At 71.7% G+C, this 25352-nt stretch carries 23 protein-coding genes and 2 tRNA genes; 10 read left to right on the top strand and 15 right to left on the bottom strand.

What is annotated here, in order from left to right:
- Positions 1–35 precede the first annotated feature (35 nt).
- Together ACF1AG_RS03355 and pepN are read right to left on the bottom strand one after the other, a co-directional pair.
- On the bottom strand, positions 36–1088 hold the full coding sequence (locus tag ACF1AG_RS03355) for a hypothetical protein (protein WP_359604970.1): 1053 nt from the start codon (positions 1086–1088) through the stop codon (positions 36–38).
- A gap of 200 nt (positions 1089–1288) precedes the next feature.
- Complete coding sequence (gene pepN / locus ACF1AG_RS03350) at positions 1289–3865, bottom strand: aminopeptidase N (RefSeq protein ID WP_391809256.1); 2577 nt, start codon at positions 3863–3865, stop codon at positions 1289–1291.
- 137 nt (positions 3866–4002) lie between these two features.
- Between pepN and ACF1AG_RS03345 the strand changes: the two genes are divergently transcribed.
- Positions 4003–4650: a DsbA family protein gene (locus tag ACF1AG_RS03345; protein WP_359604973.1), complete on the top strand. Its 648-nt coding sequence runs from the start codon at positions 4003–4005 to the stop codon at positions 4648–4650.
- 6 nt (positions 4651–4656) lie between these two features.
- On the opposite strand, the gene ACF1AG_RS03340 is transcribed toward ACF1AG_RS03345, so the two are convergent.
- From ACF1AG_RS03340 to ACF1AG_RS03300, 9 genes are all read right to left on the bottom strand, one after another.
- A complete protein-coding gene (locus ACF1AG_RS03340; RefSeq protein WP_359604975.1) occupies positions 4657–4899 on the bottom strand; it encodes a hypothetical protein in 243 nt (80 codons plus the stop codon).
- A gap of 83 nt (positions 4900–4982) precedes the next feature.
- Positions 4983–6362: an amino acid permease gene (locus tag ACF1AG_RS03335; RefSeq protein WP_359607353.1), complete on the bottom strand. Its 1380-nt coding sequence runs from the start codon at positions 6360–6362 to the stop codon at positions 4983–4985.
- Between the two features lie 140 nt (positions 6363–6502).
- The gene (locus tag ACF1AG_RS03330) at positions 6503–7414 is read right to left on the bottom strand and encodes a TauD/TfdA family dioxygenase (RefSeq protein ID WP_359607351.1); all 912 of its coding nucleotides are present in this window, start codon (positions 7412–7414) and stop codon (positions 6503–6505) included.
- Positions 7415–7442: 28 nt separating this feature from the next.
- On the bottom strand, positions 7443–8804 hold the full coding sequence (locus tag ACF1AG_RS03325; RefSeq protein ID WP_359607349.1) for an LLM class flavin-dependent oxidoreductase: 1362 nt from the start codon (positions 8802–8804) through the stop codon (positions 7443–7445).
- A 69-nt stretch (positions 8805–8873) separates the two neighbouring features.
- Entirely contained in the window at positions 8874–9593 is a 720-nt protein-coding gene (locus tag ACF1AG_RS03320; protein WP_359607347.1) for an ABC transporter ATP-binding protein, read from the bottom strand.
- Complete coding sequence (locus ACF1AG_RS03315; protein WP_387794510.1) at positions 9569–10420, bottom strand: ABC transporter permease; 852 nt, start codon at positions 10418–10420, stop codon at positions 9569–9571. The genes ACF1AG_RS03320 and ACF1AG_RS03315 overlap by 25 nt, the downstream gene beginning before the upstream one ends.
- Positions 10417–11481: an ABC transporter substrate-binding protein gene (locus ACF1AG_RS03310; protein WP_359607343.1), complete on the bottom strand. Its 1065-nt coding sequence runs from the start codon at positions 11479–11481 to the stop codon at positions 10417–10419. Before ACF1AG_RS03310 ends, ACF1AG_RS03315 begins: the two co-directional genes overlap by 4 nt.
- 220 nt (positions 11482–11701) lie before the next feature.
- Entirely contained in the window at positions 11702–12901 is a 1200-nt protein-coding gene (locus tag ACF1AG_RS03305; RefSeq protein WP_359607341.1) for an ROK family transcriptional regulator, read from the bottom strand.
- 81 nt (positions 12902–12982) lie between these two features.
- On the bottom strand, positions 12983–13066 hold the full coding sequence (locus ACF1AG_RS03300; protein WP_350328531.1) for a putative leader peptide: 84 nt from the start codon (positions 13064–13066) through the stop codon (positions 12983–12985).
- A 302-nt stretch (positions 13067–13368) separates the two neighbouring features.
- Here ACF1AG_RS03300 and ACF1AG_RS03295 point away from each other — a divergent pair, with 302 nt between their 5' ends.
- Positions 13369–13953 carry a biotin transporter BioY gene (locus tag ACF1AG_RS03295; protein WP_121721195.1) on the top strand — a complete coding sequence of 195 codons (585 nt, stop codon included), beginning with the start codon at positions 13369–13371 and terminating at the stop codon, positions 13951–13953.
- Positions 13954–14032: 79 nt separating this feature from the next.
- Here the strand turns inward: ACF1AG_RS03295 and ACF1AG_RS03290 are convergent, their stop codons facing one another.
- Positions 14033–15505 (bottom strand): amino acid permease, encoded by a 1473-nt coding sequence (locus ACF1AG_RS03290; RefSeq protein ID WP_359606478.1) that lies wholly within the window; start codon positions 15503–15505, stop codon positions 14033–14035.
- A 205-nt stretch (positions 15506–15710) separates the two neighbouring features.
- On the opposite strand from ACF1AG_RS03290, the gene ACF1AG_RS03285 reads away from it, so the two are divergent.
- Both ACF1AG_RS03285 and ACF1AG_RS03280 read left to right on the top strand, forming a co-directional pair.
- Positions 15711–16196, top strand: a complete 486-nt coding sequence (locus ACF1AG_RS03285) for a ribose-5-phosphate isomerase (protein WP_359606476.1) — start codon at positions 15711–15713, stop codon at positions 16194–16196.
- A gap of 37 nt (positions 16197–16233) precedes the next feature.
- Positions 16234–17055, top strand: a complete 822-nt coding sequence (locus tag ACF1AG_RS03280) for an Fpg/Nei family DNA glycosylase (protein WP_391809255.1) — start codon at positions 16234–16236, stop codon at positions 17053–17055.
- A gap of 13 nt (positions 17056–17068) precedes the next feature.
- On the opposite strand, the gene ACF1AG_RS03275 is transcribed toward ACF1AG_RS03280, so the two are convergent.
- Complete coding sequence (locus ACF1AG_RS03275) at positions 17069–18319, bottom strand: GNAT family N-acetyltransferase (protein WP_359606472.1); 1251 nt, start codon at positions 18317–18319, stop codon at positions 17069–17071.
- A 164-nt stretch (positions 18320–18483) separates the two neighbouring features.
- Between ACF1AG_RS03275 and ACF1AG_RS03270 the strand changes: the two genes are divergently transcribed.
- Both ACF1AG_RS03270 and ACF1AG_RS03265 read left to right on the top strand, forming a co-directional pair.
- The gene (locus ACF1AG_RS03270; RefSeq protein WP_359606470.1) at positions 18484–19662 is read left to right on the top strand and encodes a PP2C family protein-serine/threonine phosphatase; all 1179 of its coding nucleotides are present in this window, start codon (positions 18484–18486) and stop codon (positions 19660–19662) included.
- 41 nt (positions 19663–19703) lie between these two features.
- Positions 19704–20183 carry an HD domain-containing protein gene (locus ACF1AG_RS03265; protein WP_359606480.1) on the top strand — a complete coding sequence of 160 codons (480 nt, stop codon included), beginning with the start codon at positions 19704–19706 and terminating at the stop codon, positions 20181–20183.
- On the opposite strand, the gene ACF1AG_RS03260 is transcribed toward ACF1AG_RS03265, so the two are convergent.
- On the bottom strand, positions 20180–21373 hold the full coding sequence (locus tag ACF1AG_RS03260) for an acyltransferase family protein (protein ID WP_359606468.1): 1194 nt from the start codon (positions 21371–21373) through the stop codon (positions 20180–20182). The two genes, ACF1AG_RS03265 and ACF1AG_RS03260, sit on opposite strands and share 4 nt — an antisense overlap.
- Positions 21374–21994: 621 nt before the next feature.
- On the opposite strand from ACF1AG_RS03260, the gene ACF1AG_RS03255 reads away from it, so the two are divergent.
- The gene (locus tag ACF1AG_RS03255; protein WP_191881493.1) at positions 21995–22189 is read left to right on the top strand and encodes a hypothetical protein; all 195 of its coding nucleotides are present in this window, start codon (positions 21995–21997) and stop codon (positions 22187–22189) included.
- Between the two features lie 327 nt (positions 22190–22516).
- Here the strand turns inward: ACF1AG_RS03255 and ACF1AG_RS03250 are convergent.
- Positions 22517–22587: transfer RNA gene (locus ACF1AG_RS03250), tRNA-Gly, on the bottom strand.
- Positions 22588–22751: 164 nt separating this feature from the next.
- On the opposite strand from ACF1AG_RS03250, the gene ACF1AG_RS03245 reads away from it, so the two are divergent.
- From ACF1AG_RS03245 to ACF1AG_RS03235, 3 genes are all read left to right on the top strand, one after another.
- Positions 22752–22828, top strand: a tRNA-Pro gene (locus ACF1AG_RS03245).
- Between the two features lie 164 nt (positions 22829–22992).
- Positions 22993–24378, top strand: a complete 1386-nt coding sequence (gene tig / locus ACF1AG_RS03240) for a trigger factor (protein WP_359606466.1) — start codon at positions 22993–22995, stop codon at positions 24376–24378.
- Between the two features lie 302 nt (positions 24379–24680).
- Positions 24681–25286, top strand: a complete 606-nt coding sequence (locus ACF1AG_RS03235; RefSeq protein WP_163080449.1) for an ATP-dependent Clp protease proteolytic subunit — start codon at positions 24681–24683, stop codon at positions 25284–25286.
- Positions 25287–25352 lie beyond the last annotated feature (66 nt).

Raw genomic sequence — 25352 nt, 5'->3', positions numbered from 1 at the left:
CCGCCGTCCCCTCCCCGGCGCGGCGGGCCGCCGCACTAGCGGGGCAGCACGACGACGTACGCGGCCGGCTCGCGGTCCGCCGACGCCATCAGGGCCGTGCGGACCACCGCCGCCTGCTGCTCCGCCGCGTCCCGCAGCTTGCGCGGGGTGATGTGCACGACCGTGATGCCCAGACGCTCCAGGTGCTCGCGCTTGCGGGCCTGCTCCACCCACTCGGCGTCGTCCTCCGGCCGCCCGCCCGGCCGGGGCGCACGGGTGTCCAGCTCCACCGCCACCGCCTGCTCCGGCCAGTACGCGTCCAGGCCGCCCAGGTGCGGGCCGCCGGGCAGACGCAGATCCACGTTCCAGCACGGGTCCGGCAGGCCGTACTCGCGGACCATCCGGTACAGCCGCGACTCGGCGAGCGCCCGCCCCTCGGCCAGCAGGGAGTCCACCGCGTCCACCACGTACGGGCGGTGCAGCAGCTTCGCCGCCGTCAGCTCCCGTACGACCGCCGCCGGTTCGCAGTGCCCGCCGCGCACCGCCTCCGTCAGCAGCCGGCGCACCACGACCGCGTCCTTCAGACCTGCCACCGCGTCGGCCAGCGCCCGCGGCACCGGCGCCACCGGCAGGCCCGTGACCTGCTCCGGGACCGGCAGCGCGGCGGCCCGCACGATCCGGGCGCAGCCCGTCGACCGCAGCCTGCGCAGGCGCGGCACCAGCACGTCGAACGTCTCCTGCGACGGCAGCGGGGGAGCGGACGTGAAGCCGTGCAGGGTCAGCGCGGCCAGGCCGGTGATCATCGCCTCGCCGTAGGGAGAGGCCGACGGCTCGTCCCGGCCCGGCTGCACGGGCACGCTCACGGTCCGCTCCCGGGCCGCGTACAGCAGCACCGCGTGCAGCCGCTCCTCGCTCGTCGGCGGTCCGGGGTGGAGCAGGACGACACCGGGCAGCAGCTGCTGCCAGGGCCCGCCGGGACGGCACTGCTCTCCGGCCTCCGCGGCGGAGACGCCGTGTGCCCGCAGTTGCGTGTGGGTCAGCACACGGCGTCCGGTGCCGGTGGCGAGGTGGTGCAAGGGGCGCGGGGAGAGAGGGGTGTTGTGGTTCATGACCGGCAATTTCCCGTCCCCGGCCGCCTTCCGAACCCCTGTTACACGCCCGTCGACGAACCCGGACAAGCCCGCACTAAAGGACGCCTGTTCGGATACCGAAAGCCGCTGGTCCGTTCGGGTGAGGGGATGGGGTTACGGGCTGAATGCCCGCGTTCGGTAACGGTGGTTGCAGGGGGGCTGACGCCCCCCTGGCCCCGTCAGCCCGCAGCCGCGTCACACGCCTGCCCCCGCAGGGCACGCGCCAGATCGTCCCGCGCCTCCAGCACCAGCCGCCGCAGCGCCGGCGCCGCGTCCTCGTGAGAAGCGAGCCACGCGTCCGTCGCGTCCAGCGTGGCCTGCGAGTCCTGGTAGGACGGGAACAGGCCCCGGACCACGTCCATGCCGATCTGGATCGACCGCTCCGTCCACACCCGCTCGATCACCGCGAAGTACTTCTCCGCGTACGGCGCGAGCAGCTCCCGCTGGGACGACTGGGCGAAGCCCGCGATCGTCGCCTCCACCAGGGCGTTGGACAGCGCGTCCGACTCCACGACCTGCGCCCAGCACTGCGCCTTGACCGCCTCCGACGGACGGGCCGCCAGACAGCGGACGTGGTGACGGCGGCCGGACGCGGTGTCGTCCCGCGCCAGCTCCTCGTCCAGCCGCTTCTCGTCGGCCGCGCCGTGCGCGGCCAGCGGCTCCAGGAACGCCCAGCGCAGTTCCTGGTCCACCTCGAGCCCCGGCAGGGTCACCGTGCCGTCCAGCAGCGACGCCAGCAGCTCGAAGTCGGCCTCGGTGCACGCCACGCGGGCGGCGAACCGCGCCCACGCCAGCTGCTGCTCGCTGCCCTCGCCGGCCGCGCGCAGCTGCTCCGCCGCGCCTTCGGCGAGCCGTCGCCCCGCCTCCTCGCGCCGCTCCGGCGCGGTGTAGTGCACGGCCGCCGACTCCGCCCAGGCGTGCAGCATCTGCAGCACGCCGATGTCGGTCTCCCGGCCCGCGAACCGCAGCACCAGGGCGATGAAGTCCCGGGCCGGCAGCAGCGCGTCGCGCGTCATGTTCCACAAGGCGGACCAGCACAGCGCGCGGGCCAGCGGGTCGGTGAGGTCGCCGAGGGCCTCCCGGAGCGTGGCCAGGGAGGTGTCGTCGAAGCGGGTCTTGCAGTACGTGAGGTCGTCGTCGTTGACCAGCACCAGCTCCGGCGCGTCCGCGCCCGCCAGCTCCGCCACGACCGTGCGCGGGCCCTCGACGTCCGTCTCGGCCTGCGCGTACCGCTCCAGGGTGCCCGAGTCCGTGCGCCGGTACAGGCCCACCGCGACCCGGTGGGGACGCAGTTCGGGGTGCGACTCCGCGGCCTCCTGCACGACGGCCAGCTCGTCCACGGTGCCGTCCTCACGCAGCAGCACCTGCGGGGTGAGGGAGTTGACCCCGGCCGTCTCCAGCCACGCCCGCGACCAGGCGGCCATGTCCCGCCCGCTCGTCTCCTCCAGCACGGACAGCAGGTCGCCGAGGCGCGTGTTGCCGTAGGCGTGGCGCTTGAAGTAGCGGCGGGCGCCCTCCAGGAACGCGTCCTGCCCGACGTACGCCACGAGCTGCTTGAGCACGGAGGCGCCCTTGGCGTAGGTGATGCCGTCGAAGTTGAGCTTGGCGTCCTGCAGGTCGCGGATGTCGGCGGTGATGGGGTGCGTGGAGGGCAGCTGGTCCGCGCGGTAGGCCCACGCCTTGCGGCGGTTGGCGAAGGTGATCCAGCCGTCGGTGAAGCGGGTCGCGCCGACCAGGGAGAAGGCGCCCATGAAGTCCGCGAAGGACTCCTTCAGCCACAGGTCGTCCCACCACTCCATGGTGACCAGGTCGCCGAACCACATGTGGGCCATCTCGTGCAGGATCACGTTGGCCCGGCCCTCGTACGAGGCCCTCGTCACCTTGCCGCGGAAGATGAACTCCTCGCGGAAGGTCACCATCCCCGGGTTCTCCATCGCGCCGAGGTTGTACTCCGGCACGAACGCCTGGTCGTACTTCCCGAACGGGTACGGGTAGTCGAAGTGGTCGTGGAAGAAGTCCAGGCCCTGCTTGGTCACCAGGAAGACGTCGTCGGCGTCGAAGTGCGGGGCGAGGCCCTTGCGGCACATCGCACCCAGCGGGATCTCCAGCCGGGTGCCGTCCTCGAAGACCCGCTCGTAGCGGTCGGTGACGTAGTGGTACGGACCCGCGACGACACACGTGATGTACGTCGAGATCGGCTTGGTCTCCGCGAACCGCCAGACGCCGTCGGCGAGTTCGCCCGAGCCGTTGCTCCACACCGTCCAGCCCTCGGGGGCCCGCACCTCGAAGCGGTACGGGGCCTTGAGGTCGGGCTGCTCGAAGTTCGCGAAGACCCGGCGGGCGTCGGCCGGCTCGTACTGGGTGTAGAGGTACACCTCGCCGTCCTCGGGGTCGACGAAGCGGTGCATGCCCTCGCCGGTGCGGGAGTAGGCGCACTGCGCGTCCACCACGAGCTCGTTCTCGGCGGCCAGGTCCTCCAGGAGGATGCGGCTGCCGTCGAAGACCTGGCCCGGGTCGAGGTCCCGGCCGTTCAGCGACACCGCAGTCACGGCCGGCGCGATCAGGTCGGCGAAGCTGCTCGCCCCCGGCTCGGCGCAGCGGAACCGCACGGTGGTGACCGACCGGAAGGTGCGCGGGCCGTCGCCGCCGTGCTCGCCGACCGCGGACCTCAGGTCCAGGGACACCTCGTACCCGTCGACGGACAGCAGGGCTGCCCGCTCCCGGGCCTCGTCACGGGTCAGGTTCTCACCGGGCACGGGCGGACTCCTCATGCGTCGTCGACAGGGATGGACAGGACCGATCCTGCCATGCGCCCCTGACGCGGGTCAGCCGGGAATGGCCGGGGCGAGCCACGGCGTTGCCACGGGGAAACACTGCCTTCACGAGGAGCGACATGTCGGACAAGTCTCCCGCCACGCCCGTCGACTTCTGGTTCGACCCGCTGTGCCCCTGGGCCTGGATGACCTCCCGGTGGGTGCTGGAGGTGCAGAAGCAGCGGGACCTGGACGTGCGCTGGCACCTGATGAGCCTGGCCGTCCTGAACGAGGACAAGCTGGACACGCTGCCCGCGGAGTACCGCGAGATGCTCGAGGTGAAGGCCTGGGGCCCGGTGCGCGTGGTCGTCGCGGCGCAGGAGGAGCACGGCCCGCAGGTGCTCGGCGACCTCTACACCGCGCTCGGCACCCGCATCCACAACCAGGACGAAGGGCCGGGCAAGGAGACGGTCGCGGCGGCCCTGAAGGACGTCGGCCTGCCCGAGTCGCTCATGGACCACTGGGACTCCACGCCGTACGAGCCGCAGCTGCGCGCCTCCCACAAGGAGGGCATCGACAAGGTCGGCCAGGAGGTCGGCACCCCGGTGATCGCGGTCCCCGGCCCCGGCGGCGAGGAGATCGCCTTCTTCGGCCCGGTCGTCACCCCCGCCCCCCAGGGCGAGGAAGCAGTCCGCCTCTGGGACGGCACCCTCGCGGTCGCCTCGGTCCCCGGCTTCTACGAGATCAAGCGCACCCGTACGAAGGGGCCCGACTTCAGCAACCTGTGACGGACGTCAGTCAGGGGGGAGCAGCTTGACCGGCTTGGGGAACGGTCTGGTCGCGGCCCACCGGCGCAGTGTGCGGCACTGTGCGCCGGTGTCCGTGTCCACCACGTTCTCGCAGATCCAGAAGTCGTACACGGCCCGGAGCCCCAGCTGTCGCTTGGCCGCAGCCTCCTCCTCCCGGTTCAGCAGACGGTGAGGATGAGGGCCGCGGCAGGTCGAGCACAGCAGCGTCCGTCTTCTGGGTGTCGCCATTGCGTAACGATGACCCGGAATGCCGTACACCGGAAGCCCCCGCGAGTGGGATCTCGCGGGGGCTTCCGGGTAGGTCCGGGGTGTCAGCGGCGCTCGCGTGCCCGCTGCCAGGCGTAGCCGGCCGCCGCCAGCGCCAGCGTCATCGCACCCGTCGAGTACAGCTGCACCCGGGTGTCCGGCTCGCGGGCCATGAGCACGAACACCGTCGCCATACCGGCCAGCGCCACCCAGGTCAGCCACGGGAACGCCCACATCCGTACGGTCAGCCGCTCCGGCGTCTCGCGTTCCAGGCGGCGGCGCAGCCGCAGCTGGGAGACGGCGATGAAGATCCAGACGACCAGGATCACCGCGCCGATCATGTTCAGCAGCCAGGCGAAGACGTCGTCCGGCCGCCAGTAGCTCAGCAGCACGCACAGGAAGCCGAAGACGGACGACGCCAGCACGGCGACGCGCGGCACCCCGCCCGACACCCGGCCCAGCCACTTCGGGCCCTGGCCGCGCTCCACCAGCGAGTAGCCGATGCGGGAGGCGCCGTAGATGTTGGCGTTCATCGCGGACAGCAGCGCCACCAGCACGACCACGTTCATCAGCTGGCCCGCGCCGGGGATGCCGAGCCGGTCGAGGGCGGCGACGTAGGGGCCGTTCTCCACGACCGCGGGGGAGTCCCAGGGGACGAGCGCGACGATGACCGCCATCGAGCCGACGTAGAAGACGGCGATCCGCCACATCGCGGTGCGCACCGCGCGCGCCACGCCGCGCACCGGGTCCTGCGACTCGGCGGCCGCGATGGTCACGGTCTCCAGGCCGCCGTAGGCGAAGACGGACGCGAGCAGGCCGATGACCAGGCCCTCGCCGCCGTTCGGCATCAGCTCAGTGAGGTTCGAGCCGCCCGGCGAGTCGGTGCCCGGCAGCACGCCGGCGAGCGCCAGCACGCCGAGCACCAGGAACAGGGTGATCGCACCGACCTTCAGCGCGGCGAACCAGAACTCGAACTCGCCGAAGTTCTTCACCGCCGCGAGATTGGTCCCGCAGAACACGACCATGAACAGCGCCACCCACGCCCACTCGGGCGTGCCCGGCAGCCAGCCGTGGACGATCTGCGCGGCGCCGATGCCCTCCAGGCCGACCGCGGTGCACAGCAGCACCCAGAACGCCCAGCCCGCGGTGAACCCGGCCCAGGGGCCGATGGCCCGCTCGGCGTGCGAGGAGAAGGACCCGGAGGAGGGATACGCGGCCGACATCTCGCCCAGCATCCGCATCACCAGCATGACCAGCAGGCCGGAGAGGGCGTAGGCGATCACGATGGAGGGGCCCGCGGCGGCGATGCCGGCGCCGGAGCCGACGAACAGTCCGGCGCCGATCACCCCGCCGAGGGCGATCATCGACAGGTGGCGCTGTTTGAGGCCGTGCGAGAGGGAGGCGCCGTCGCTGTCGGCGGGCGTCTCGACCGTGGTGAGGGGCATGGGCGCGGCTCGTCCAATGTGGGGGGAGACGACAAAAACGCCCCCAGTCTGGGCGGCCGCCCGGCGGTCCCGGGGCGGCCGCCCAGCATGTGGACGCCCATCAAGCGGAGGGTCACAGTCCGCTCACTGCGGGGTGATCGTCACGCGGCGGCCGGTACCCTCGCCACGCTCGTGTAGTGCGAGGCGTCCCCCTCGATCGCATACGACTCCTTGCCGTCGATGCCGACCGGCACGTCACCGGCGACCGTCACCCGGTGCAGGCGGCGGGGCAGACCGTCGTAGTTGTCGATCGCGTAGTGCTGGGTGATGCGGTTGTCGAACAGCACCAACTGGTTGGGCTCCCAGCGCCAGCGCACCACGTTCTCCGGACGGGTGACGTACGCCTGGAGCAGGTCCAGCACCTTGCGCGACTCGCTCCTCGACAGCCCCACGATCCGCTGCGCGAAACCCCCGATGAACAGCCCGCGCTCACCCGTGAGGGGGTGCACCCGCACCACCGGGTGGACGGTGCGGTACTTCACGGAGGTGAACTGGGCGCGCCGCGCCGCCTCGTCCTCGTCGACCGCCTCCTCCGGCACGGCGTAGTCGTAGTCGTTGGTGTGCTCGGCCCACAGGGTGTCGGCCAGCCGGCGCAGCGGTTCGGGCAGGTCGCGGTAGGCGGCGGCCGAGCTGGCGATCAGCGTCTCGCCCCCGTACGGCGGGATCGTGATGCTGCGCAGGGAGGTCGCCTGCGGCGGGTTGAGGACGAACGTGACGTCCGTGTGCCAGTTGTTGGCCGCGCGCCCGCGCCCGCTGTCGACCGGCAGCACACTGGGCGCCCCGTCGACGGCGGGCACGGTCGGATGGGCGCCGGTGATCTCGCCGAAGTGCCGCACGAACGCCTGCTGCCCGGCGTCGTCGAGGCGGACGTCGTCGAAGAGCAGCGTCTTGTGCTCGTTCAGAGCGTCCCGCAGCGCGGTGACGGTGGCGTCGTCCAGTGGGCGGGAAAGGTCGACGCCGGCGACCCGGGCGCCGATGTTCGCGGTGACCTTGGTGATCCGGAGGTCGGACATGAGCGGTGTTCCTCTCTGCAGGGGGCGGTCAGACGAGCGCGGCCGCGGGAGCCGGCTCGGGGGCGTGCGGGGTGACGTGCTGGTTGGCGGGGCGCGGCACTCCGTAGCGCTCGCGCAGGGTCCGCCGGGGCCCGTACTCGTCGCGGAACAGGCCGCGGGCGCGCAGGATCGGGACGACCTGGTCGACGAAGGTCTCCAGACCGGACGGCAGCACGGCGGGCATGATGTTGAAGCCGTCGGCGGCGCCCTCGGCGAACCACCGGCCGATGGTGTCGGCGACCTGCTCGGGCGTGCCCGCGAAGGTCAGATGCCCGCGCCCGCCGCCCAGCCGCCCGATCAGCTGCCGCACGGTGAGCCGTTCGCGCCGCGCCAGCTCCACGATCAGCGTGTAGCGGCTCTTGGCGCCCTGGATCTCGTCCTCCGGGGGGAGGACGTCGGGCAGCGGGCCGTCCAGGTCGAGCGTCCCCGGGGCGAGGCGCAGCAGCTCCTCCAGGCGGCGCACGCCGTGCTCGTGCACGATGTGCTCCTCCAGCACCTGCTCCAGACGCCGCGCCTCCGCCTCGGTGGAGCCGACCACGGGCACGATGCCGGGCAGCACTTTGACGTGGTCCGGGTCGCGGCCGGCCGCCGCCGTACGGGCCTTGAGGTCGGCGTAGAAGGACTGGCCGTCGGCCAGGGTCTGCTGGGCGGTGAACACGGCCTCCGCGTACCGCGCCGCGAACCGCTTGCCGTCCTCCGACGACCCGGCCTGCACCAGCAGCGGATACCCCTGCGGGGTGCGCGGCACGTTGAGTGCGCCCGCCACCCGGAAGTACGTCCCCCGGTGGCGCGGCGGGTGGATCTTCGCGTCGTCGCCCCACACCCCGGCCGCCTTGTCGGCGACGACCGTGTCGTCCTCCCAGCTGTCCCACAGCAGCCGCGCGACGTCCAGGAACTCGGCGGCGCGCGCGTACCGTTCGGCGTGCGCGGGCTCGGCGTCCAGACCGAAGTTGCGGGCCGCCTCGGCGCCGGCGGTGGTGACGATGTTCCAGCCGGCCCGCCCCTTGCTGACGACGTCCAGCGAGGCGAACTTGCGGGCCAGGTTGTAGGGCGAGTTGTACGACGTGGACGCCGTCGCGATCAGCCCGATGTGCTCGGTCGCGGTCGCCAGGGCGGTGAGCAGGGTGAGCGGCTCCAGCGCCCCGGCGGGACGCTGGGCGACCGTGTTCCACAGCTGGGGTCCGTCGGCGAGGAACAGCGAGTCGAAAGTGCCCCGTTCGGCGATACGCGCCAGGCGCACGTAGTGGTCCAGGTCGACGTGGGCGTACGGATCGCTCTCGGGCAGCCGCCACGACGCCTCGTGGTGCCCGGTGTTCATGAGGAAGGCGTTCAGATGGAGCTGTCTGGGCATGGGTGATCCCTTCGCGGTGCGGGGGTGGTGAGGACGGGGTGCTTCAGGGGCGGCGGCGCGGGCGGGCGGTCACGGGGCGTCCTCCGTGACGCCGAGCGCCTTCAGCAGCCGGGTGCGGTACTCGCCGTGGGCGTGCGGGCCGTCACGGTCGACCGTCAGGTCGAGCCCGATGCGGCCGTCCTCCAGCACCAGCACCCGGTCCGCGAGGACGATCGCCTCGTCCACGTCGTGCGTGACCAGCAGCACCGACGGCCGGTGCCGCTCCCACAGCTGCCGCAGCAGCGCGTGCATCTTGATCCGGGTCAGCGCGTCCAGCGCTCCGAACGGCTCGTCCGCCAGCAGCAGTTCCGGCTCCCGCACCAGGGACCGGGCCAGGGCGGCCCGCTGCTGCTCTCCGCCCGACAGCTCGCTCGGCCAGGCGCGGTCCCGGCCGCCGAGACCGACCTCGGCGAGCGCGGTCCGGCCGCGCTCCTCGGCGTCCTTGCCGTCCAGCCCGAGGAGCACGTTGGGCAGGACCCGGCGCCAGGGCAGCAGCCGGGAGTCCTGGAAGACCACCGACACCCGCTCGGGCGCGGTCAGCGTGCCGCTGCCCGCCACCCCGTGGTCGATGCCCGCGATCGCGCGGAGGAGGGTGCTCTTGCCGGAGCCGCTGTGCCCGAGCAGCGCGGTGAACTGCCCTGCGGGCAGGTCCAGGTCGACGCCGTCGAGCACCGTGCGCCCCTCGAAGGACCGGGTGAGGCCGCGCAGCCGCACGGCCGGCCGGGTCAGCTGCTCAGTGTGCGGCGCCATGACAGCACCCTCCGTTCGATCGCGCGGACGGCGGTGTCGGAGACCAGGCCGAAGAGGCCGTAGACGACGAGACCGACGAGGATGACGTCCGTCTGGCCGTAGTTCTGCGCCTGGAACATCATGTAGCCGAGTCCGCTGGTGGCGTTGATCTGCTCGAGGACGACCAGGCCCAGCCAGGACCCGGTGACGCCGAGCCGCAGCCCGACGAAGAAGCCGGGCAGCGCCCCCGGCACGACGACCTGCCGGACGAAGTCGAACCGGGACAGCCCCTGCACCTCGGCCAGCTCCACGAACCGGTGGTCGATGCCGGACAGCGCGGCGTGGGTGTTCAGGTAGATCGGGATGTAGACGACGATGGCGATGATCGCGATCTTGAAGGTCTCGCCGATGCCCAGCCAGAGGATGAACAGCGGGATCAGGCCCAGCGTGGGCACCGCGCGGTTGAGCTGCACGCTGCCGTCGATCAGCGCCTCGCCGACGCGGCTGAGACCGGAGGCCAGGGCGAGCACGATGCCCGTCGTCAGACCGATCGCGAAGCCGGCCCCGGCCCGCCGCAGCGAGGTGAGGACGTCGGTGGTCAGCGTGCCCTCGGTCCACAGCCGGATCCCGGTCTCCACCACGGTCCAGGGCGCGGGGACCGCGCCGGGGTCCAGCTGTCCGGCGGCGGAGGCGGCGGCCCACAGCGCCAGCACGAGCAGCGGACCGGTGAAACGGGTGGCGGGCAGCCGTCTGCCGGGCGAGAGCCGTCGTCGTCGCCGTACCTGGTGCTCCTCCCCGACGACGGCGGGCGGTGCGGGGGCGGTCGTGGTCGTGGTCACGGCGGTCACCTCCGGTACTCCGCGGGAACGGCCCGCGCGGCGAGCGACTCGAAGCGCCGGTCGAAGAGGGCGTCGACCTTGAACTTCTTCACGTAGCCGCCCTCCGCGAGCAGGTCGGCGGTCTCCTGCTCCCACGCGATCGCCTCGTCCCAGCGCGGCGGGAAGTAAGGCTTGTTGGCGAGGGCCGTGATGGACTCGGCCTGGGGGAGCGTGAGGTTCTGCGTCTTGACGTAGTACTCCCGGTTCCACACGTCCGGGTGCTCGTACTGCCACACCGCGCCCCTGGCCCAGTACGGGATGTACGCGGCGACCGCGGCGGCCTTGGCCCGGTCCGCGAGCACCTCGGCCGGCGCCCACAGCAGATTGAGCAGGTCCACCACGTCGGTGGGGATGGTGCGGGCGCCCTTCGGCCCGTACTGCTTCAGATAGGACGGGGCCTGGCTGTTGCCGAGCGGGGCGATGTCCACCTGCCCGGACTGCAGGGCGGTGAGGAACTGGTTGCTGGTCAGCGGGACCAGCTCGGCGTCGTCGTGGTCCAGGCCGGCCTCCTTGAGGGCGCGCAGCAGCACCACGCCCTGGGCCTGGCCCTGGGAGAACGCCAGGCGCCTGCCCTTGAAGTCGGCGACCGTGCGGATGTCGCTGCCGGGCTTCGTGGCGAACAGGTAGTTGGGCTTGCGGGTGACGTTGACGGCGACGATCCGGGCGTCGAAGCCCTGGTAGTAGGCCTGGATGGGCGGGATCCCCGCGTTGTTGGCGAGGTCCAGGGACCTGGCGCGGAAGGCGTTGATGACGTCAGGACCGGCCCCGATGTTCAGCCACTCCGCCACCTCGAACGGCAGGTCGTCGAGGCCGGCGAGCTTCAGCTGGATCTGCTGGAAGTTCTCGAACGAGGAGATCTTCAGCCGGGTGCCGGGCGGGACCTCGTCGGCCAGCGGGGCCTTCAGCGCGGCTTCGTCGGCCGCGGCCCCGGCCTCCGCGCAGCCGCTCAGTCCGGCAGCGGCGGCGGTGACGCCGAGCAGGGTGGTGAGGAAGAGACGCCGGTCGAGGCCGGCCACCGGTGGTGCGGGCATGAGGGAGCTCCCGGGGACGGGGAAATGCGCACAAGCGTGTGCGCAGAACGGAAAGGCAGGCGGAATCACGGGCGGAAATGCCCGTGAGAAGAAAGTGCGCGAGAAAGGAGGACGCCGCGGTGGATCGCGCGTCGACGTGTCAGCAACAGAGGGTGCGACAGCTCATGACCAGCATGTTCCTTGTCCCCGAAGGGGGATGTCAATATTCGGAGTTTTTGAATTAAATGCGCTCTGGTGAGGCGCTCAGCGGATCCCGGTAGAGCACGTCGAGAGCGACCGCTCCGCCCGCGACGGCCAGCACGGATTCCGGGAAACTCGTCGGCGTCACCGTCGCCGCGCGCGCCGGGTCCAGTTCGCCGCGCAGCGCCGCGAGACAGTCCGGGCGGTGGATGACGCCGATCTCCGTGACGATGACGCTCTCCGGGTTGAGGACGTCCGTCAGCAGTCCGACCGCGCGCCCCACCATGCGGGCGCGCTCCCGCAGCAGCCGGGTCGCCACCGGATGCCCGGCCGCCGCCGCGTCGACCACGTGCAGCGGGTTGCGCCCGTCGCAGACGCCCGCCTCCCGCGCCCGCCGGCACAGGGTGCGCTCGCTCAACTCGGCCTGGAGACAGCCGGTCCGGCCGCACGGGCAGCGCTCGGTGCCGCCCGCCAGCGGGAGATGGGCGATCGCGCCCGCCTGGGACCGCGGCCCGTGGTGCACCTCGTCACGGGTGGCGAAGGCCGCGTCGACGATGTTCCCCGCGAACAGGTGCAGCGCGCTCCCGCCGGCCCGGCCGAACAGGCGCTCCGCGTCCGCCAACGCCCGTGCGTGCCCGTCCACATGGACCGGCAGCCCGGTACGGGCGCGCAGCGACTCCCGCGCCGGGACCTCCCGCCAGCCCAGCAGCGGATGGTCGACGACCGTGCCGGCCGCGCGGTCCACCCAGCCGCCGGAGGCGAAGCCGACCCCGAGCGGCCGCCGTTCCGGCACCCGCTCCAGCAGCTCCGCGAGAGCGTCGGCGGCCCGCTCCAGCACCCGCACCGGCTCGGTGTCCGGGTGCGGCAGCCGCCGCTCGGCCACCACCCGGCCACGCAGGTCCAGCAGCGCCACCGTGGTGTACGGCACCGCCACATGGACCCCGCCGACCACCAGCCGCGACCCGTCCAGGTCGAGCGGCAGATGCGGGCGCCCCACCCCGCCCGAGCGGCGTGGCGCCGTGGCCTCCCGGAGCAGGCCGAGCTCCGTCAGACGGGCACAGTGGTCGGTCACGGAGGCCGGCGACAGACCGGTGAGCCGGGCGATGGTGCTGCGCGCCACCGGACCGTGCTCCAGCACGCACCGCAGCACGGTGCGGGCACTGGTGCGCCGCCGGTCGGGGTCGGCGGCACGCGCCGGGCGGGCGGGGGAGTGGGGCGGGGGTGCCACGGTACGAAGCATGGGGAACTTCCTCGGGAACGGGTCCGACACTGCGCCGTCGTATGGGAGTCGAGGCGCGCCGGATCCGCTCCGTCCGCCTCGTCAGAGGAGGCGACAGGCAGCCGCGCCCACGCGTCGCAGATCGACGTGGCGACGCGAGGTGAAGTTCCGGGACTGGGCGACCATGGCCCGAAGCTAGCAAACGGCCCGGCCCACTGCCCAGACCGTGACCGACGGGCGAGACGGCCCGCCCGGCCGCACCGGCCCGCGTTGGTGGATCCCTACAGCCGTCGCGGTGTCCCTGCGTGTCGGCGACACCACGTCACCTCCGTGACCCGTGTCACCTCTGACGAGGTGTGGCCCCCTTCCTTTGTCCGGAGCCCACCAAGTCCCTGATCGAGCCTTTGTCGAGCGCTGCTGGTGATCGGCGCGGGGGCGCCGGTATAGCGTCGCCGTGTTCCCACTTGCCCTCACCCCGGGGAGTCCCCATGAGCACCGCCACCGTCACCTCCGCCCGGCCCGGACAGGTCCTCGCCGACCTCGTCCCCGCCTCCCGTGTCCGGGACGCGGCCCTCGTGCTCGGCGGCGCCGCGCTCACCGGTCTCGCCGCCCAGATCGCGGTGCCCGTGCCCGGCTCCCCGGTGCCGGTGACCGGCCAGACCTTCGCGGCGCTCCTCGTCGGCACCACCCTCGGCGCCCGGCGCGGCTTCGCCTCGCTCGCGGTGTACGCGCTGGTGGGCATGGCGGGCGTGCCGTGGTTCGCGGAGGGCAGGTCCGGGATGGGCATGCCGTCGTTCGGCTACATTCTCGGCATGCTGCTGGCGTCCGTCGTCGTGGGCGCGCTCGCCCGCCGCGGCGCCGACCGCTCCGCCTGGCGCACGGCCGGCACGATGCTGCTCGGCTCGGCGGTCATCTACGCCGTCGGCGTGCCGTACCTGGCCCTGGCCACCGGGATGTCCGCCTCCGCCGCGATCGCGGCCGGCCTGACCCCGTTCCTCATCGGTGACGCGCTCAAGGCGGCGCTCGCCATGGGTCTGCTGCCCACCGCCTGGAAGCTCGTCGACAAGCGCTGACGACTCCCTCCCACGCCGAAGGGCCCGGCGGACGCTGTGCGAGCGTCCGCCGGGCCCTTCGGCGTGCGGGGGGTGCGGGTCAGCTCACCCCTGCCTCGTCCCGTTCCGGGGCGGCGGCGGTCGCCGACCGGCCGGCCATCCGGTGCCGGACCAGGGAGACGGCCAGCACCACGGCAGCGACCAGCATCGTCAGCAGCATCGTGGACCGGCCGTCGTGCTCGGTGTCGGTGAGCATGTAGATCAGCACGAACACGATGAAGGCGATGCTCAGCCAGGTCAGGTACGGGTACAGCCACATCCGCACGACCAGCTTCTCCGGCGCCTCCGCCTGGATGATCTTCCGCATCCGCAGCTGCGAGAAGCAGATCACCAGCCACACGAACAGCGCGACCGCGCCGGAGGAGTTGACCAGGAAGAGGAAGACGGAGTCGGGGAACTTGTAGTTGAAGAAGACCGCGACGAAGCCGAACACGACCGACACGAGGATCGCGGCGCGCGGCACGCCCCGGTGGCTGGTCCGGGCGAACGCCTTCGGCGCGTCCCCGCGCTCGCCGAGCGAGTACGCCATCCGGGACGCCGTGTAGAGCCCGGAGTTGAGACAGGACAGCACGGACGTCAGCACGATGAAGTTCATGATCTGACCCGCGTGCGCGATGCCCAGCGAGTCCAGCGCGGCGACGTACGAGCCGTCCTCGGCGATGGCCTCGCTGTCCCAGGGGAGCAGGCAGACCACGACGAGGATCGAGCCGAGGTAGAAGACGCCGATCCGCCAGATGATGCTGTTGGTCGCCTTGGTGACGGCCCGCTGCGGGTCCTCCGACTCGCCGGCCGCCAGGGTGGCGATCTCGCTGCCCATGAAGGAGAACACCACGAGCAGGATGCCGGTGAGGATGGCGCCCGCGCCGTTGGGCAGGAAGCCGCCGTGGCCGGTCAGGTTGGACAGGCCCGCCTGTTCGCTGTCGACGCCGGGCAGCACACCGAAGACGGCCAGCCCGCCGACGACGATGAACGCGCCGATGGCGACGACCTTGATGCCGGCGAACCAGAACTCGAACTCGCCGTACGAGCCGACGGAGGCCAGGTTCGTCGCGGTGAGCACCACCATCACGATGAGCGCCCAGCCCCACTGCGGGACGGCGGGTATCCACCCCTCGAGGATGGCGGCGCCCGCGGTCGCCTCCACGGCGAGCACGACGACCCAGAAGAACCAGTACAGCCAGCCGATGGTGAAGCCGGCCCAGGGTCCGAGGGCCCGGTCGGCGTGCGCGGAGAAGGAGCCGGAGGTCGGGTTCGCCGCGGACATCTCGCCGAGCATCCGCATCACCAGCACCACGAGCGTGCCGACGAGCGCGTACGACAGGAGGATGCCGGGACCGGTGGTGGCGATGCCGGTGCTGGATCCGACGAAGAGTCCGGCGCCGATGACACCGCCGATGGCGATCATCGACAGATGCCGGTTCTTGAGACCGGCCTGGAGTCCGGAGCCCTGGGGCGGGCCTCCGGAGCCCTCGGGGCCGTCACCGGCCTTGGTGAGGGTCGGCTGCGAAGTCATGTGGGGGTCTTCCTTTGCGCCGGTTGAGCGGTACCCGTACGAGCGGTGTACGAGCTGAACCAGTGAAACGGAGGCGTACTTTCACAGGAACCTTTGATTTCCAATCTTTACCCGAGCTTTTCCTGGGGTCCTGTGGATTGGCTCACACTTTTCACACCGTCCACCCCGCGCCGCCTCCCCGGAGCGGCCGTGTCACACTCGACGCATGCGCGTGTATCTCGGCTCCGACCATGCGGGCTACGAACTGAAGAACCACCTCGTCGAGTGGCTCAAGGAGGCGGGGCACGAACCCGTCGACTGCGGCCCGCACATCTACGACGCCCAGGACGACTACCCGCCGTTCTGTCTCCGCGCCGCGGAGCGGACCGCCGCGGACCCCGGCTCCCTCGGCATCGTGATCGGCGGCTCCGGCAACGGCGAGCAGATCGCCGCCAACAAGGTCAAGGGCGTACGGGCCGCCCTGGCGTGGAGCGAGCAGACCGCCGCCCTGGGACGCGAGCACAACGACGCCAACGTGGTGGCCGTCGGCGCGCGCATGCACAGCCAGGAGGAGGCGACGAAGTTCGTCGAGATCTTCCTCAACACCCCGTTCTCCGGTGACGAACGCCACATCCGCCGGATCGACATGCTCTCCGGTTACGAGACCACCGGCGACCTCCCACCGATCCCGGCGCACCACCCGCAGCAGTAACGACCCGACACGGACAGCGGATCGAGCGAGGGGGACCGTGCCCGAGGGACACACCATCCACCGGCTGGCCGAGGACTACGCCAGGGCCTTCCGGGCGGACTCCTCCCTGCGCGTCACCAGCCCCCAGGGCAAGTTCAGCGACGCCGCGGCCCTCCTCGACCGCACCCCGCTGCGCACCACCGACGCCCACGGCAAGCACCTCTTCCTGGGCTTCGGCGACCCCGGGCACCCGGAGTGGGTGCACATCCACCTCGGCCTGTTCGGCAAGGTCACCTTCGGGCCCGCCCCGGCGCCGCCGCCCACCGACACCGTGCGACTGCGCCTGGCCGGCGGCACCGCCCACGTGGACCTGCGCGGTCCCACCACCTGCGCCCTGATCACGGAGCCCGAGAAGCGGGCGATACACGACCGGCTCGGCCCGGACCCGCTCCGGCCCGACGCCGACCCCGAACAGGCCTGGCGCAGGATCAGCCGCAGCCGCACGACGATCGCCGCGCTCCTCATGGACCAGAAGGTCGTCGCGGGCGTCGGCAACGTCTACCGCGCCGAGGTGCTCTTCCGGCACGGCATCGACCCCTACCGGACCGGCAAGGGCCTCACCCGCGCCGAGTGGGACGCGATCTGGGACGACCTGGTGATCCTGATGCGCGAGGGCGTCCGCAACAACCGCATCGACACCGTCCGCCCCGAGCACACCCCCGAGGCCATGGGCCGCCCGCCGCGCGTCGACGACCACGGCGGCGAGGTCTACGTCTACCGCCGGGCTAACCTGCCCTGCCACATCTGCGGGGGCGAGATCCGCACCGCCGATCTCGCCGCCCGCAACCTCTTCTGGTGCCCCGGCTGCCAGCGAGCCTGACCCGAGCCGCAGGTCAGAAGCCGTGCGACAGCCACGGCGCCGGGTCACTGCCGAACGCCGCGGACGCCTCGGCCAGCGCGCCGTCCCGCAGCTCCCGCACCCGCCCTGCCGCGGCCAGCGCGCCCAGGCTCACCCCGCCCAGGTAGGCGGCGCCCAGCTCCCGCACCGACAGGGCGAGATCGGCCGCGTCCCGGGTGGGCTCGCAGACCGCCCCCTTGGCGTCCCCGCTCAGCCGCCACCGCCCCGCGTTCCACGGGCAGAAGGCGTCCTCCACCTCCAGCACCACGTCCACCGGCGTGCGGTACGTGCGCGCCGCGAGCGCCGCACCCACCTCGACCGGACGCAGGTACAGCGCGTCCCGCAGCGTCGGACGGCAGCGCCGCACGTCCTTCACCAGGTACTGCCAGGCGTCGTCCACCGGCCGCCCCCGCACCAGCAGCGACGACGTCAGGTCCAGGTCGAACAGGAACCGCCACAATGCCGCTCCCGCCGCCGGGTCCAGCGCGTCCAGGGCGCTCAGCGCCACCTGGCCCTCGGGCCCGCCCGGCCCCCAGGACGGCTTCACCCGGAACCGCGCGTACCCGACCGTCGCACCGTCGCGCTCGGCGACCACGCACTGCAGCGGAGACGCCCCGCCCCGCTCGCTCTCCGGGTCCAGCAACCCCACCTTCTCCCAGCCGGGCCGCCGTGCCGGCATCCCGGGACGCCCCGGCACCAGCTGTGCGTAGACCGCCTCGCACGCGTCCAGCACCTCGGCCGGATCCGCGTACCGCAGTTGTACGTCATCCGTACCGTCCGGCACCGACAGGCCGGCGCGCAGGGTGTCGATCTCCGCGTCCAGCTGGAAGGTGGCCGCTCCGTAGCCGAACCGGCCGTAGATCGCCGGCTCCGACGCCGTCAGCACCGCCAGCGGCTCGCCCCAGGACCGGATGTCGTCCAGCTGCCGGCGCATCATCGCGGTCAGCAGCCCGCGACGCCGGTGGGTGGCGGCCACGCTCACCATCGTCACGCCCGCGGCGGGCACCGAAGCCCCGCCGGGCACGGTCAGCCGGAAGGAGAAGGCGCCCCCGGACGCCACGCACCGGTCACCGTCCCAGGCGGCCAGGAAACGGCCGAACTCGGTGAGTTCTCGCCACAGTCGGCGCTCCTCGTCGGCCTCGGGCAGCCCGCCGAAGGCACGCAACAGGTTCCCGTAGGCGCTGTCCCACTCGTCCGGCTGGAGGTTGCGCAGTTCGGGCGCCGGGCCCATGTGATCGTCGACCATGACGCCATGCCTACCAGGGCCGCGGAATCGGGGCGAGGCAATTTTCGCCGCGCGGGCCCCGGGACGGCCCTCGGTGAAGTTCACTGTGATTCCGGTCCCCGTCAGGGGGACAAGCTGGACCTCCCGTGCCAAGCGGCCGGTTGGATGGATAGGGTCCCGAACTGATGGCAGCAGGACGAGAGCGGCGCGCGGCGGCCGAGACGTTCACGGCCCGGTTGAAGAAGCAGTGGCACCGGGCCCGCGTCGGCGTGCGCCGGGCCGCCGTCGACTACTTCCGCGGCGACGGCTCGGACTGGATCGCGCTCGCCGGCCTGCTCCTCATGGTGCCGCTGATCGCCGCGGGCACCCTCGCCAACTCCGTGTGGTGCTCGCCGGCCGCCCTGTGCATCCCGATCGTCGCGGGCGGCCTGCTGCTGCGCCCGGCCAGCCTGCTCGGGCTCTACGCGGCGGCGGCGACCGCGCTGATCGTGGAGGCCGTGCAACTCGGCCCCTACACCGAGGGCGTGGCACGGGTCACACCCGGCGTGGTCCTGGTCGTCGCGGCCTGCGGCTTCTTCGGGCTGCTCGTCGCCCAGTTCCGCAGCCGGGTCGGCGTGCCCTGGCGGCGCGGCGGCACCATGCTGTTCGACCTGCGAGAACGCATCCGGGTGCAGAGCAAGCTGCCCAAGCTGCCGACGGGCTGGCACCGGGAGATGGCGCTCCGTCCCGCGGGCGGCCAGTCCTTCTCCGGCGACTTCGTGGTCGCGGCCCGCACCAACGGGGGACGCACCCTGGAGGTCGTCCTCACCGACGTCTCCGGCAAAGGCATGGACGCCGGCTCGCGCGCCCTGCTGCTGTCCGGCGCCTTCGGTGGCCTGCTCGGCAGCCTGCCCCCGCACGACTTCCTGCCCGCCGCCAACGGCTATCTGCTCCGCCAGGACTGGGACGAGGGCTTCGCCACGTCCATCCACCTGGTCCTCGACCTGGATTCCGGCGACTACGAGCTCTACTCCGCCGGACACCCGCCGGGCCTCCAGCTCAGCGCGGGCAGCGGCCGCTGGGAGGAGAAGGCCGCCGACGGCCCCCTGCTCGGCGTGTACGACGGCGCCCAGTTCGACCCGGTGAAGGGCTCGCTGCGCCCCGGCGACGTGCTGATGCTGTTCACCGACGGCCTGGTGGAGACCTCCGACCGGGACATGGTCGAGGGCATCGACCGGCTCACCGGCGAGGCCGACCGCTATGTCGCCGGCGGCTTCCACGGCGCCGCCTGGCACCTCATCGAGGCCGTCGCCAAGGACGTCAACGACGACCGGGCCCTGCTGCTGATCTGCCGCGAGGGCCCCACCGCGGCCGCGGCACGATGAGCCGCGCCGGGCACACGCGTCGCGTGAACCGGACACCGATCATGGGCCTGGCCGAGGTCGAGGCCACCGCCCGCGCCGCGCACACCGGCCAGACCGACAAGGCGGGCCGCCCCTACGCCGAGCACCTGCACGCGGTCGCCGAGGGCGTACGGCTCCGGGGCGGCGACGACGAGCAGATCGCGGCGGCCTGGCTGCACGACGCCGTGGAGGACGACAGGCTCAGCCGCGCGTGGCTCGACGAGGCGGCGTTGACGCGGCGCACCAAGGACATCGTGCTCGCCGTGACCAAGCGGTCCGGCGAGCCGCCCGAGGAGTACGCGGCCCGCGTCCTGGCCACCCCGGGCGCGCTGCTGGTGAAGGAGGCGGACCTGGCGCACAACGCCGACCCGGCCCGCCTCGCCGTCCTCGACGACGCCACCCGCACCCGGCTGACCGCCAAGTACGCACGGATGCGCGCCCTTCTGGGCCTGGACGCGGGTCCGGACGCGGGCCCGGATTCGGGCCCGGACGCGGGGACCTAGACGGAGACCTTCTCGCCCGGCGCCCGCACCTCGGCGGGCCGGGGCTGCTCACGGACCCGGGCCGCCTCGCCCGCGTCCCGGCGGAACGCCCAGTCCATGCGCGGCTCCACGACGCAGCGCAGCGCCCGCTGTACCGGCCGGGTGCACAGCAGCGTCACGGCGGCGGCCGCGAAGACGGTGAGTCCGAGCACACCGAGCGGCTCGTGCAGCGCGGGCTGGTCGTAGAAGTCCGTGTAGTTGCCCGCGCGCACCAGGAAGGCGTGCAGCAGGTAGCCGTAGATGGTGCCCGCGCCGAGGGACGTGAACCACATGCGGCGGCGCGGCACCCAGGCGAGGAAGCAGACGGTCGTCACCAGCGAGCAGCCGAGCGTGGCCCACACCATGACCGGGCCGGTCCACCAGGCGGTGCCCAACTCCTGGGCGGAGTCGCTGTGGTAGAGCCAGCCCAGCCGCATGTACGGCATCGTCGCCCAGGCCGTGACCGCCGCCGCGACGAACACCGGCACGGACGCCAGGCGCACCGAGCGGCGCTTGACCATCCGGAAGTGCTCGGGGCGCAGGGTCAGACCCAGCACGAAGAAGGGGAGGAACTGCAGCACCCGCTGGAGCTCCAGGTCGTCGCCGATCTGCGGGGACACCGAGCCGAGCGCGGCGAGGACCAGCGACACCGGCAGCGGGTGCTTGATCACCTTCCACACCGGCGTGGTGATCCGCCACACGAACAGCGCGCACAGGAACCACAGGTGGTACGTGGGGTCCAGCAGCGTGATGCCGTGCCCCGGCTCGTCGTTGCCGTAGCGCTGGAACAGGGAGTACGCGGTCTCGAAGACGACGTAGGGGACGACGACTCCGGTGATCAGGCGCTGGACGTGCCTGGGGCGCAGGTCGAAGCTGCGGGAGAAGTAGCCGGAGACGAGGATGAACGCCGGCATGTGGAAGGTGTAGACGACCCGGTAGGCCGTCTCGACCGCCCCGTCGTCCAGGAGCTGCCCCCAGGCGTGGCCGACGGCCACCAGCACGATCGCCAGGTACTTGGCGTTGTCGAAGAACGCGTCGCGCTGTCTGCCTCCCGGGGCGGGCCGGGCGCCCTCCGGGGTCCTGGTGCGCGGGGTCGGCACTCCGTCCGCCGGAGACTGCACCGGAGGGAGCGGCGTCCTGCTGTTGCCGTACGGTCGCTGCGAGTTCGTCACTGGCCCTCCCGGCGGTGGAACGGGGAGGCGATCGGGGAGCTCGCTGCGCTTGCGGGGGACGAGGCAGCGTGGAACATCTCAGGCACCCTAGCGTCGTCTTCGGGAATCCGTAAAACGCCCGACGTCATTCCTGGTTATCGCGTTCGAGTACCCCGGATTCAGCAATGCGTGCATGGCGTGGGCGTGATGGGCAACACAAGTGAAGAGGTGGCGTGTTGCCGTTCGCGACGCCGTTCTTGTCAGGATTGTTCGGGATCAGTCCGGTCATGGGGGCGGGTGGCGACTCCGGTGACATGTCCCCCTGCGGGGCGGAATTGGGGTTATTCGAATCACCTGCGAACACCATGTGAGGGCGCGGAGAAGAAGGCGTTCGTAAGTCCCGTGTAAGCGTCCATGAGGCCGCTCAATTCCCCGTGCGGGTGTTCCTTCGAATTGCCGTGCGACAAACAGGTGTTGCCTCTCGGTGTCCGGAGCGGCGCTGACGGCGGCGGGACCGAGGTGCGGCCGATGTGTCAGGCGCCGGTTAGGCGGGCCTTGTTGGTGGCACGATGGTTCTGGCGGGGTGCGCGGGGATGCGTCGCCCGGGCCGGCGAAGCCGAACCGACAAGGGTGTGATCAGTTGTGGCCATTTCACTGTCAGTGGTGCTGCTGTTGGCGATCATCCTGGTGGTGCTGCTGAGAGGTGGCTCCATCAAGGCCGGGCCGGCGGTCGTCGCCGTCCTCTTCGGCTTCTTCCTCGCCTCGACGGGCATGGCCGACGACATCCAGCGCTTCCTGGACTCGATAGCCGACATGATCAACTCCATCAGCTTCTGACCCGTCCCGCGGCAGAGGCCCCCACCGACGCCCCGCAGGGCCGGTCCGGGCACCCCGGGCCGGCCCTGCGGCGTGCCCGGGAACCGAAGCGCGCCGTCCTGCTGTGGCGCCATCCGCTGCCGGAGCTGCGCCTGCTCGCCGAGGGCCCGCGGCTGCGCGTCTTCCGCGACGGGTGCGAGGCCGGGACGATGCTCCTGGGGCGGAACGCACAAGAGGTGCGGGAGACCTCGCCCGGTGGCACGGGGCCGGCTGAGGCCCCCGGTCCGGGTACGACGAAGGCCCAGGGAGCGGGTACACACCCTCTCACCTGGGCCTTCGGCCGTTCAGAGCGGGCGACGGGAATCGAACCCGCGTAGCCAGTTTGGAAGACTGGGGCTCTACCATTGAGCTACGCCCGCACGGTGCGCGCCGCGCGTCCGTGACCGCGGCACTGACAGGCATCGTAGCGGGTCGTACGTCCTTGTCGCACACCCCGTGTCCGGCAGGCCGCCGTGCGGACACGGCGCCGGTAAAGGCGGCGGACCTTTCGCCCGCGTGCATGTACCCTACGGATCGCACCAGACGGGGTGTGGCGCAGCTTGGTAGCGCGTCCGCTTTGGGAGCGGAAGGCCGTGGGTTCAAATCCCGCCACCCCGACCAGCCACCTGCTCACCATCGGTGATCGCCTTTTGGGTGCCGCAGCCGCTGCCGTTACTATGCAAGCTGCACGCCCGTGTGTCTCTGAAAGTCCTCCGGGCGGCGAATCGGCCGGACCGCTCTGGTCCCGGCAGAACCCGAGAAGTCAGCCACAAGGAGACCGAACCGTGAAGAGCGCCGTGGAGACCCTGAACCCGACCCGGGTTCGGCTCACTGTCGAGGTGCCCTTCGAGGAGCTCAAGGACAGCCTCGACGCGGCGTACAAGAAGATCAACCAGCAGGTCACGGTGAAGGGCTTCCGCAAGGGCAAGGTCCCGGCCCGGGTCATCGACCAGCGCTTCGGCCGCGGTGCGGTTCTGGAGGAGGCCGTCAACGACGCCCTCCCGAAGTTCTACACCGACGCGGTGAACGAGGCGGACCTCAACCCGCTCGGCCAGCCCGAGGTCGACATCACGGAGCTGAAGGACGGCGAGACGCTGAACTTCACCGCCGAGGTCGACATCCGCCCCTCCATCGAGATCCCGGACTACTCCGGCATCGAGGTCGAGGTCGACGCGGTCGAGGTCACCGACGAGGACGTGGAGAAGTCGGTGGAGCAGCTCCGTGAGCGCTTCGCCTCCACGACCCCGGTCGAGCGGGCCGCCGAGGACGGCGACGTGGTCACCATCGACCTCGAGGCCAAGGTCGACGGAGAGGTCCTCGAGGACGGCGTCGCCAGCGGCGTCTCCTACACGATCGGCTCCGGTGAGCTGCTGGACGGTATCGACGACGCCGTGAAGGGCCTGGAGGCCGGTGGCGAGGCCACCTTCACCTCCGAGCTGAAGGGCGGCTCGGCGGCCGGCAAGGAGGCCGAGGTCACCGTCAAGGTCACCCAGGTCGCCAAGCGCGAGCTGCCCGAGCTGGACGACGACTTCGCCCAGCTCGCCTCCGAGTTCGACACCCTCGAGGAGCTCAAGGCCGACAGCCGCAAGCGCCTCGAGAACATGAAGCAGTACGACCAGGCCACGCAGGCCCAGGAGCGCGTCCTGGACAAGCTGCTCGAGCTGGTCGAGGTGCCCGTCCCCGAGAAGCTGCTCGAGGACGAGATCAACACCCGTAAGCACAACCTCGAGCACCACCAGCTGGGCCAGATGGGCCTGGACCTCGCGAAGTACCTGGAGATCCAGGGCAAGACCGAGGAGGAGTTCGAGAACGAGACCCGCGAGGCCGCGGTCAAGGGCATCAAGACCCAGTTCGTTCTCGACGAGCTCGTGAAGCAGGAGAAGCTCAACGTCAACCAGGAGGAGCTCACCGAGCACCTCATGCGGCGTGCGGCCTCCTCCGGCATGTCCCCCGACCAGTTCGCGCAGGCCGTGGTGGAGCAGGGCCAGGTCCCGCTGCTCGTCGGCGAGGTCGCCCGCGGCAAGGCGCTGGCCGTCGTGGTCGAGAAGGCCACGGTCAAGGACACCAACGGCGAGGTCGTCGACCTCGAGGACGACGAGGACGAGGCCGCCGAGGCCGAGACCTCCGAGGCCGCGGCCGACGAGAAGGCCGAGGAGAAGACCGAGGGCTAAGCCCCGGCACGGTGATCGACCGAGAAGGCCCCGGGGCGTGCCCCCGGGGCCTTCTCGCCATCAGGGGGGGCCGGGACGCCGTCAGGGGGCGCGGGGGACTGCGCGGGCAGGCACGGCGCACCCGCACCCGACTACGCCCCCGGCGAACACCACCATCTCCGGGATTCCCCGAAGGGACCCGCGCGTTAGGGTCCATGAATACCAGGGCAGTGGAGTCTCCGATACGGCTCCCGCCCCGCAGGGAACACGTGAGACGGCCCGGCGCCGTCGTAAGACGAGCAGGTGGATACGTGACGAATCTGATGCCTTCAGCCGCCGGCGAGCCTTCCATCGGTGGTGGCCTCGGCGACCAGGTCTACAACCGGCTGCTCGGCGAGCGGATCATCTTCCTCGGCCAGCCGGTCGACGACGACATCGCCAACAAGATCACCGCACAGCTGCTGCTCCTTGCCTCGGACCCCGACAAGGACATCTACCTCTACATCAACAGCCCCGGCGGTTCGATCACGGCCGGCATGGCGATCTACGACACCATGCAGTACATCAAGAACGACGTGGTGACGATCGCCATGGGTCTCGCGGCGTCCATGGGGCAGTTCCTGCTCAGCGCGGGCACCCCCGGCAAGCGCTTCGCGCTGCCGAACGCCGAGATCCTGATCCACCAGCCTTCCGCAGGCCTCGCCGGCTCCGCCTCGGACATCAAGATCCACGCCGAGAGGCTGCTGCACACCAAGCGGCGCATGGCCGAGCTCACCTCCCAGCACACGGGACAGACGGTCGAGCAGATCACCCGTGACTCGGACCGTGACCGCTGGTTCGACGCCTTCGAGGCCAAGGAGTACGGCCTCATCGACGACGTGATCGCCACGGCCGCCGGCATGCCGGGCGGCGGCGGCACCGGGGCCTGAGAGGTGCTGCGAGGCTCCACGAGCCCCGTAGGACCCCGCCCGGGCCCGTGACAGAGCCCGGGGCCC

The organism is Streptomyces sp. NPDC014764, assembly GCF_043082785.1.
GTDB classification, from domain to species: domain Bacteria; phylum Actinomycetota; class Actinomycetes; order Streptomycetales; family Streptomycetaceae; genus Streptomyces; species Streptomyces althioticus.
The sequence above is the reverse complement of the archived record's forward strand: the minus strand, read 5'-3'. Positions and strand labels throughout refer to the sequence as shown.

Excerpts from the sequence above, each read along its gene's own strand:
- ACF1AG_RS03275 (WP_359606472.1), bottom strand. The coding sequence starts at position 18,319 with ATGGTCGACGATCACATGGGCCCGGCGCCCGAACTGCGCAACCTCCAG.
- ACF1AG_RS03295 (WP_121721195.1), top strand. The coding sequence starts at position 13,369 with ATGAGCACCGCCACCGTCACCTCCGCCCGGCCCGGACAGGTCCTCGCC.
- ACF1AG_RS03270 (WP_359606470.1), top strand. The coding sequence starts at position 18,484 with ATGGCAGCAGGACGAGAGCGGCGCGCGGCGGCCGAGACGTTCACGGCC.
- ACF1AG_RS03300 (WP_350328531.1), bottom strand. The coding sequence starts at position 13,066 with ATGGTCGCCCAGTCCCGGAACTTCACCTCGCGTCGCCACGTCGATCTG.
- ACF1AG_RS03355 (WP_359604970.1), bottom strand. The coding sequence starts at position 1,088 with ATGAACCACAACACCCCTCTCTCCCCGCGCCCCTTGCACCACCTCGCC.
- ACF1AG_RS03310 (WP_359607343.1), bottom strand. The coding sequence starts at position 11,481 with ATGCCCGCACCACCGGTGGCCGGCCTCGACCGGCGTCTCTTCCTCACC.
- ACF1AG_RS03285 (WP_359606476.1), top strand. The coding sequence starts at position 15,711 with ATGCGCGTGTATCTCGGCTCCGACCATGCGGGCTACGAACTGAAGAAC.
- ACF1AG_RS03320 (WP_359607347.1), bottom strand. The coding sequence starts at position 9,593 with ATGGCGCCGCACACTGAGCAGCTGACCCGGCCGGCCGTGCGGCTGCGC.
- ACF1AG_RS03235 (WP_163080449.1), top strand. The coding sequence starts at position 24,681 with ATGCCTTCAGCCGCCGGCGAGCCTTCCATCGGTGGTGGCCTCGGCGAC.
- ACF1AG_RS03305 (WP_359607341.1), bottom strand. The coding sequence starts at position 12,901 with ATGCTTCGTACCGTGGCACCCCCGCCCCACTCCCCCGCCCGCCCGGCG.
- ACF1AG_RS03340 (WP_359604975.1), bottom strand. The coding sequence starts at position 4,899 with ATGGCGACACCCAGAAGACGGACGCTGCTGTGCTCGACCTGCCGCGGC.
- ACF1AG_RS03345 (WP_359604973.1), top strand. The coding sequence starts at position 4,003 with ATGTCGGACAAGTCTCCCGCCACGCCCGTCGACTTCTGGTTCGACCCG.
- ACF1AG_RS03265 (WP_359606480.1), top strand. The coding sequence starts at position 19,704 with ATGGGCCTGGCCGAGGTCGAGGCCACCGCCCGCGCCGCGCACACCGGC.
- ACF1AG_RS03330 (WP_359607351.1), bottom strand. The coding sequence starts at position 7,414 with ATGTCCGACCTCCGGATCACCAAGGTCACCGCGAACATCGGCGCCCGG.
- ACF1AG_RS03335 (WP_359607353.1), bottom strand. The coding sequence starts at position 6,362 with ATGCCCCTCACCACGGTCGAGACGCCCGCCGACAGCGACGGCGCCTCC.
- ACF1AG_RS03290 (WP_359606478.1), bottom strand. The coding sequence starts at position 15,505 with ATGACTTCGCAGCCGACCCTCACCAAGGCCGGTGACGGCCCCGAGGGC.
- ACF1AG_RS03325 (WP_359607349.1), bottom strand. The coding sequence starts at position 8,804 with ATGCCCAGACAGCTCCATCTGAACGCCTTCCTCATGAACACCGGGCAC.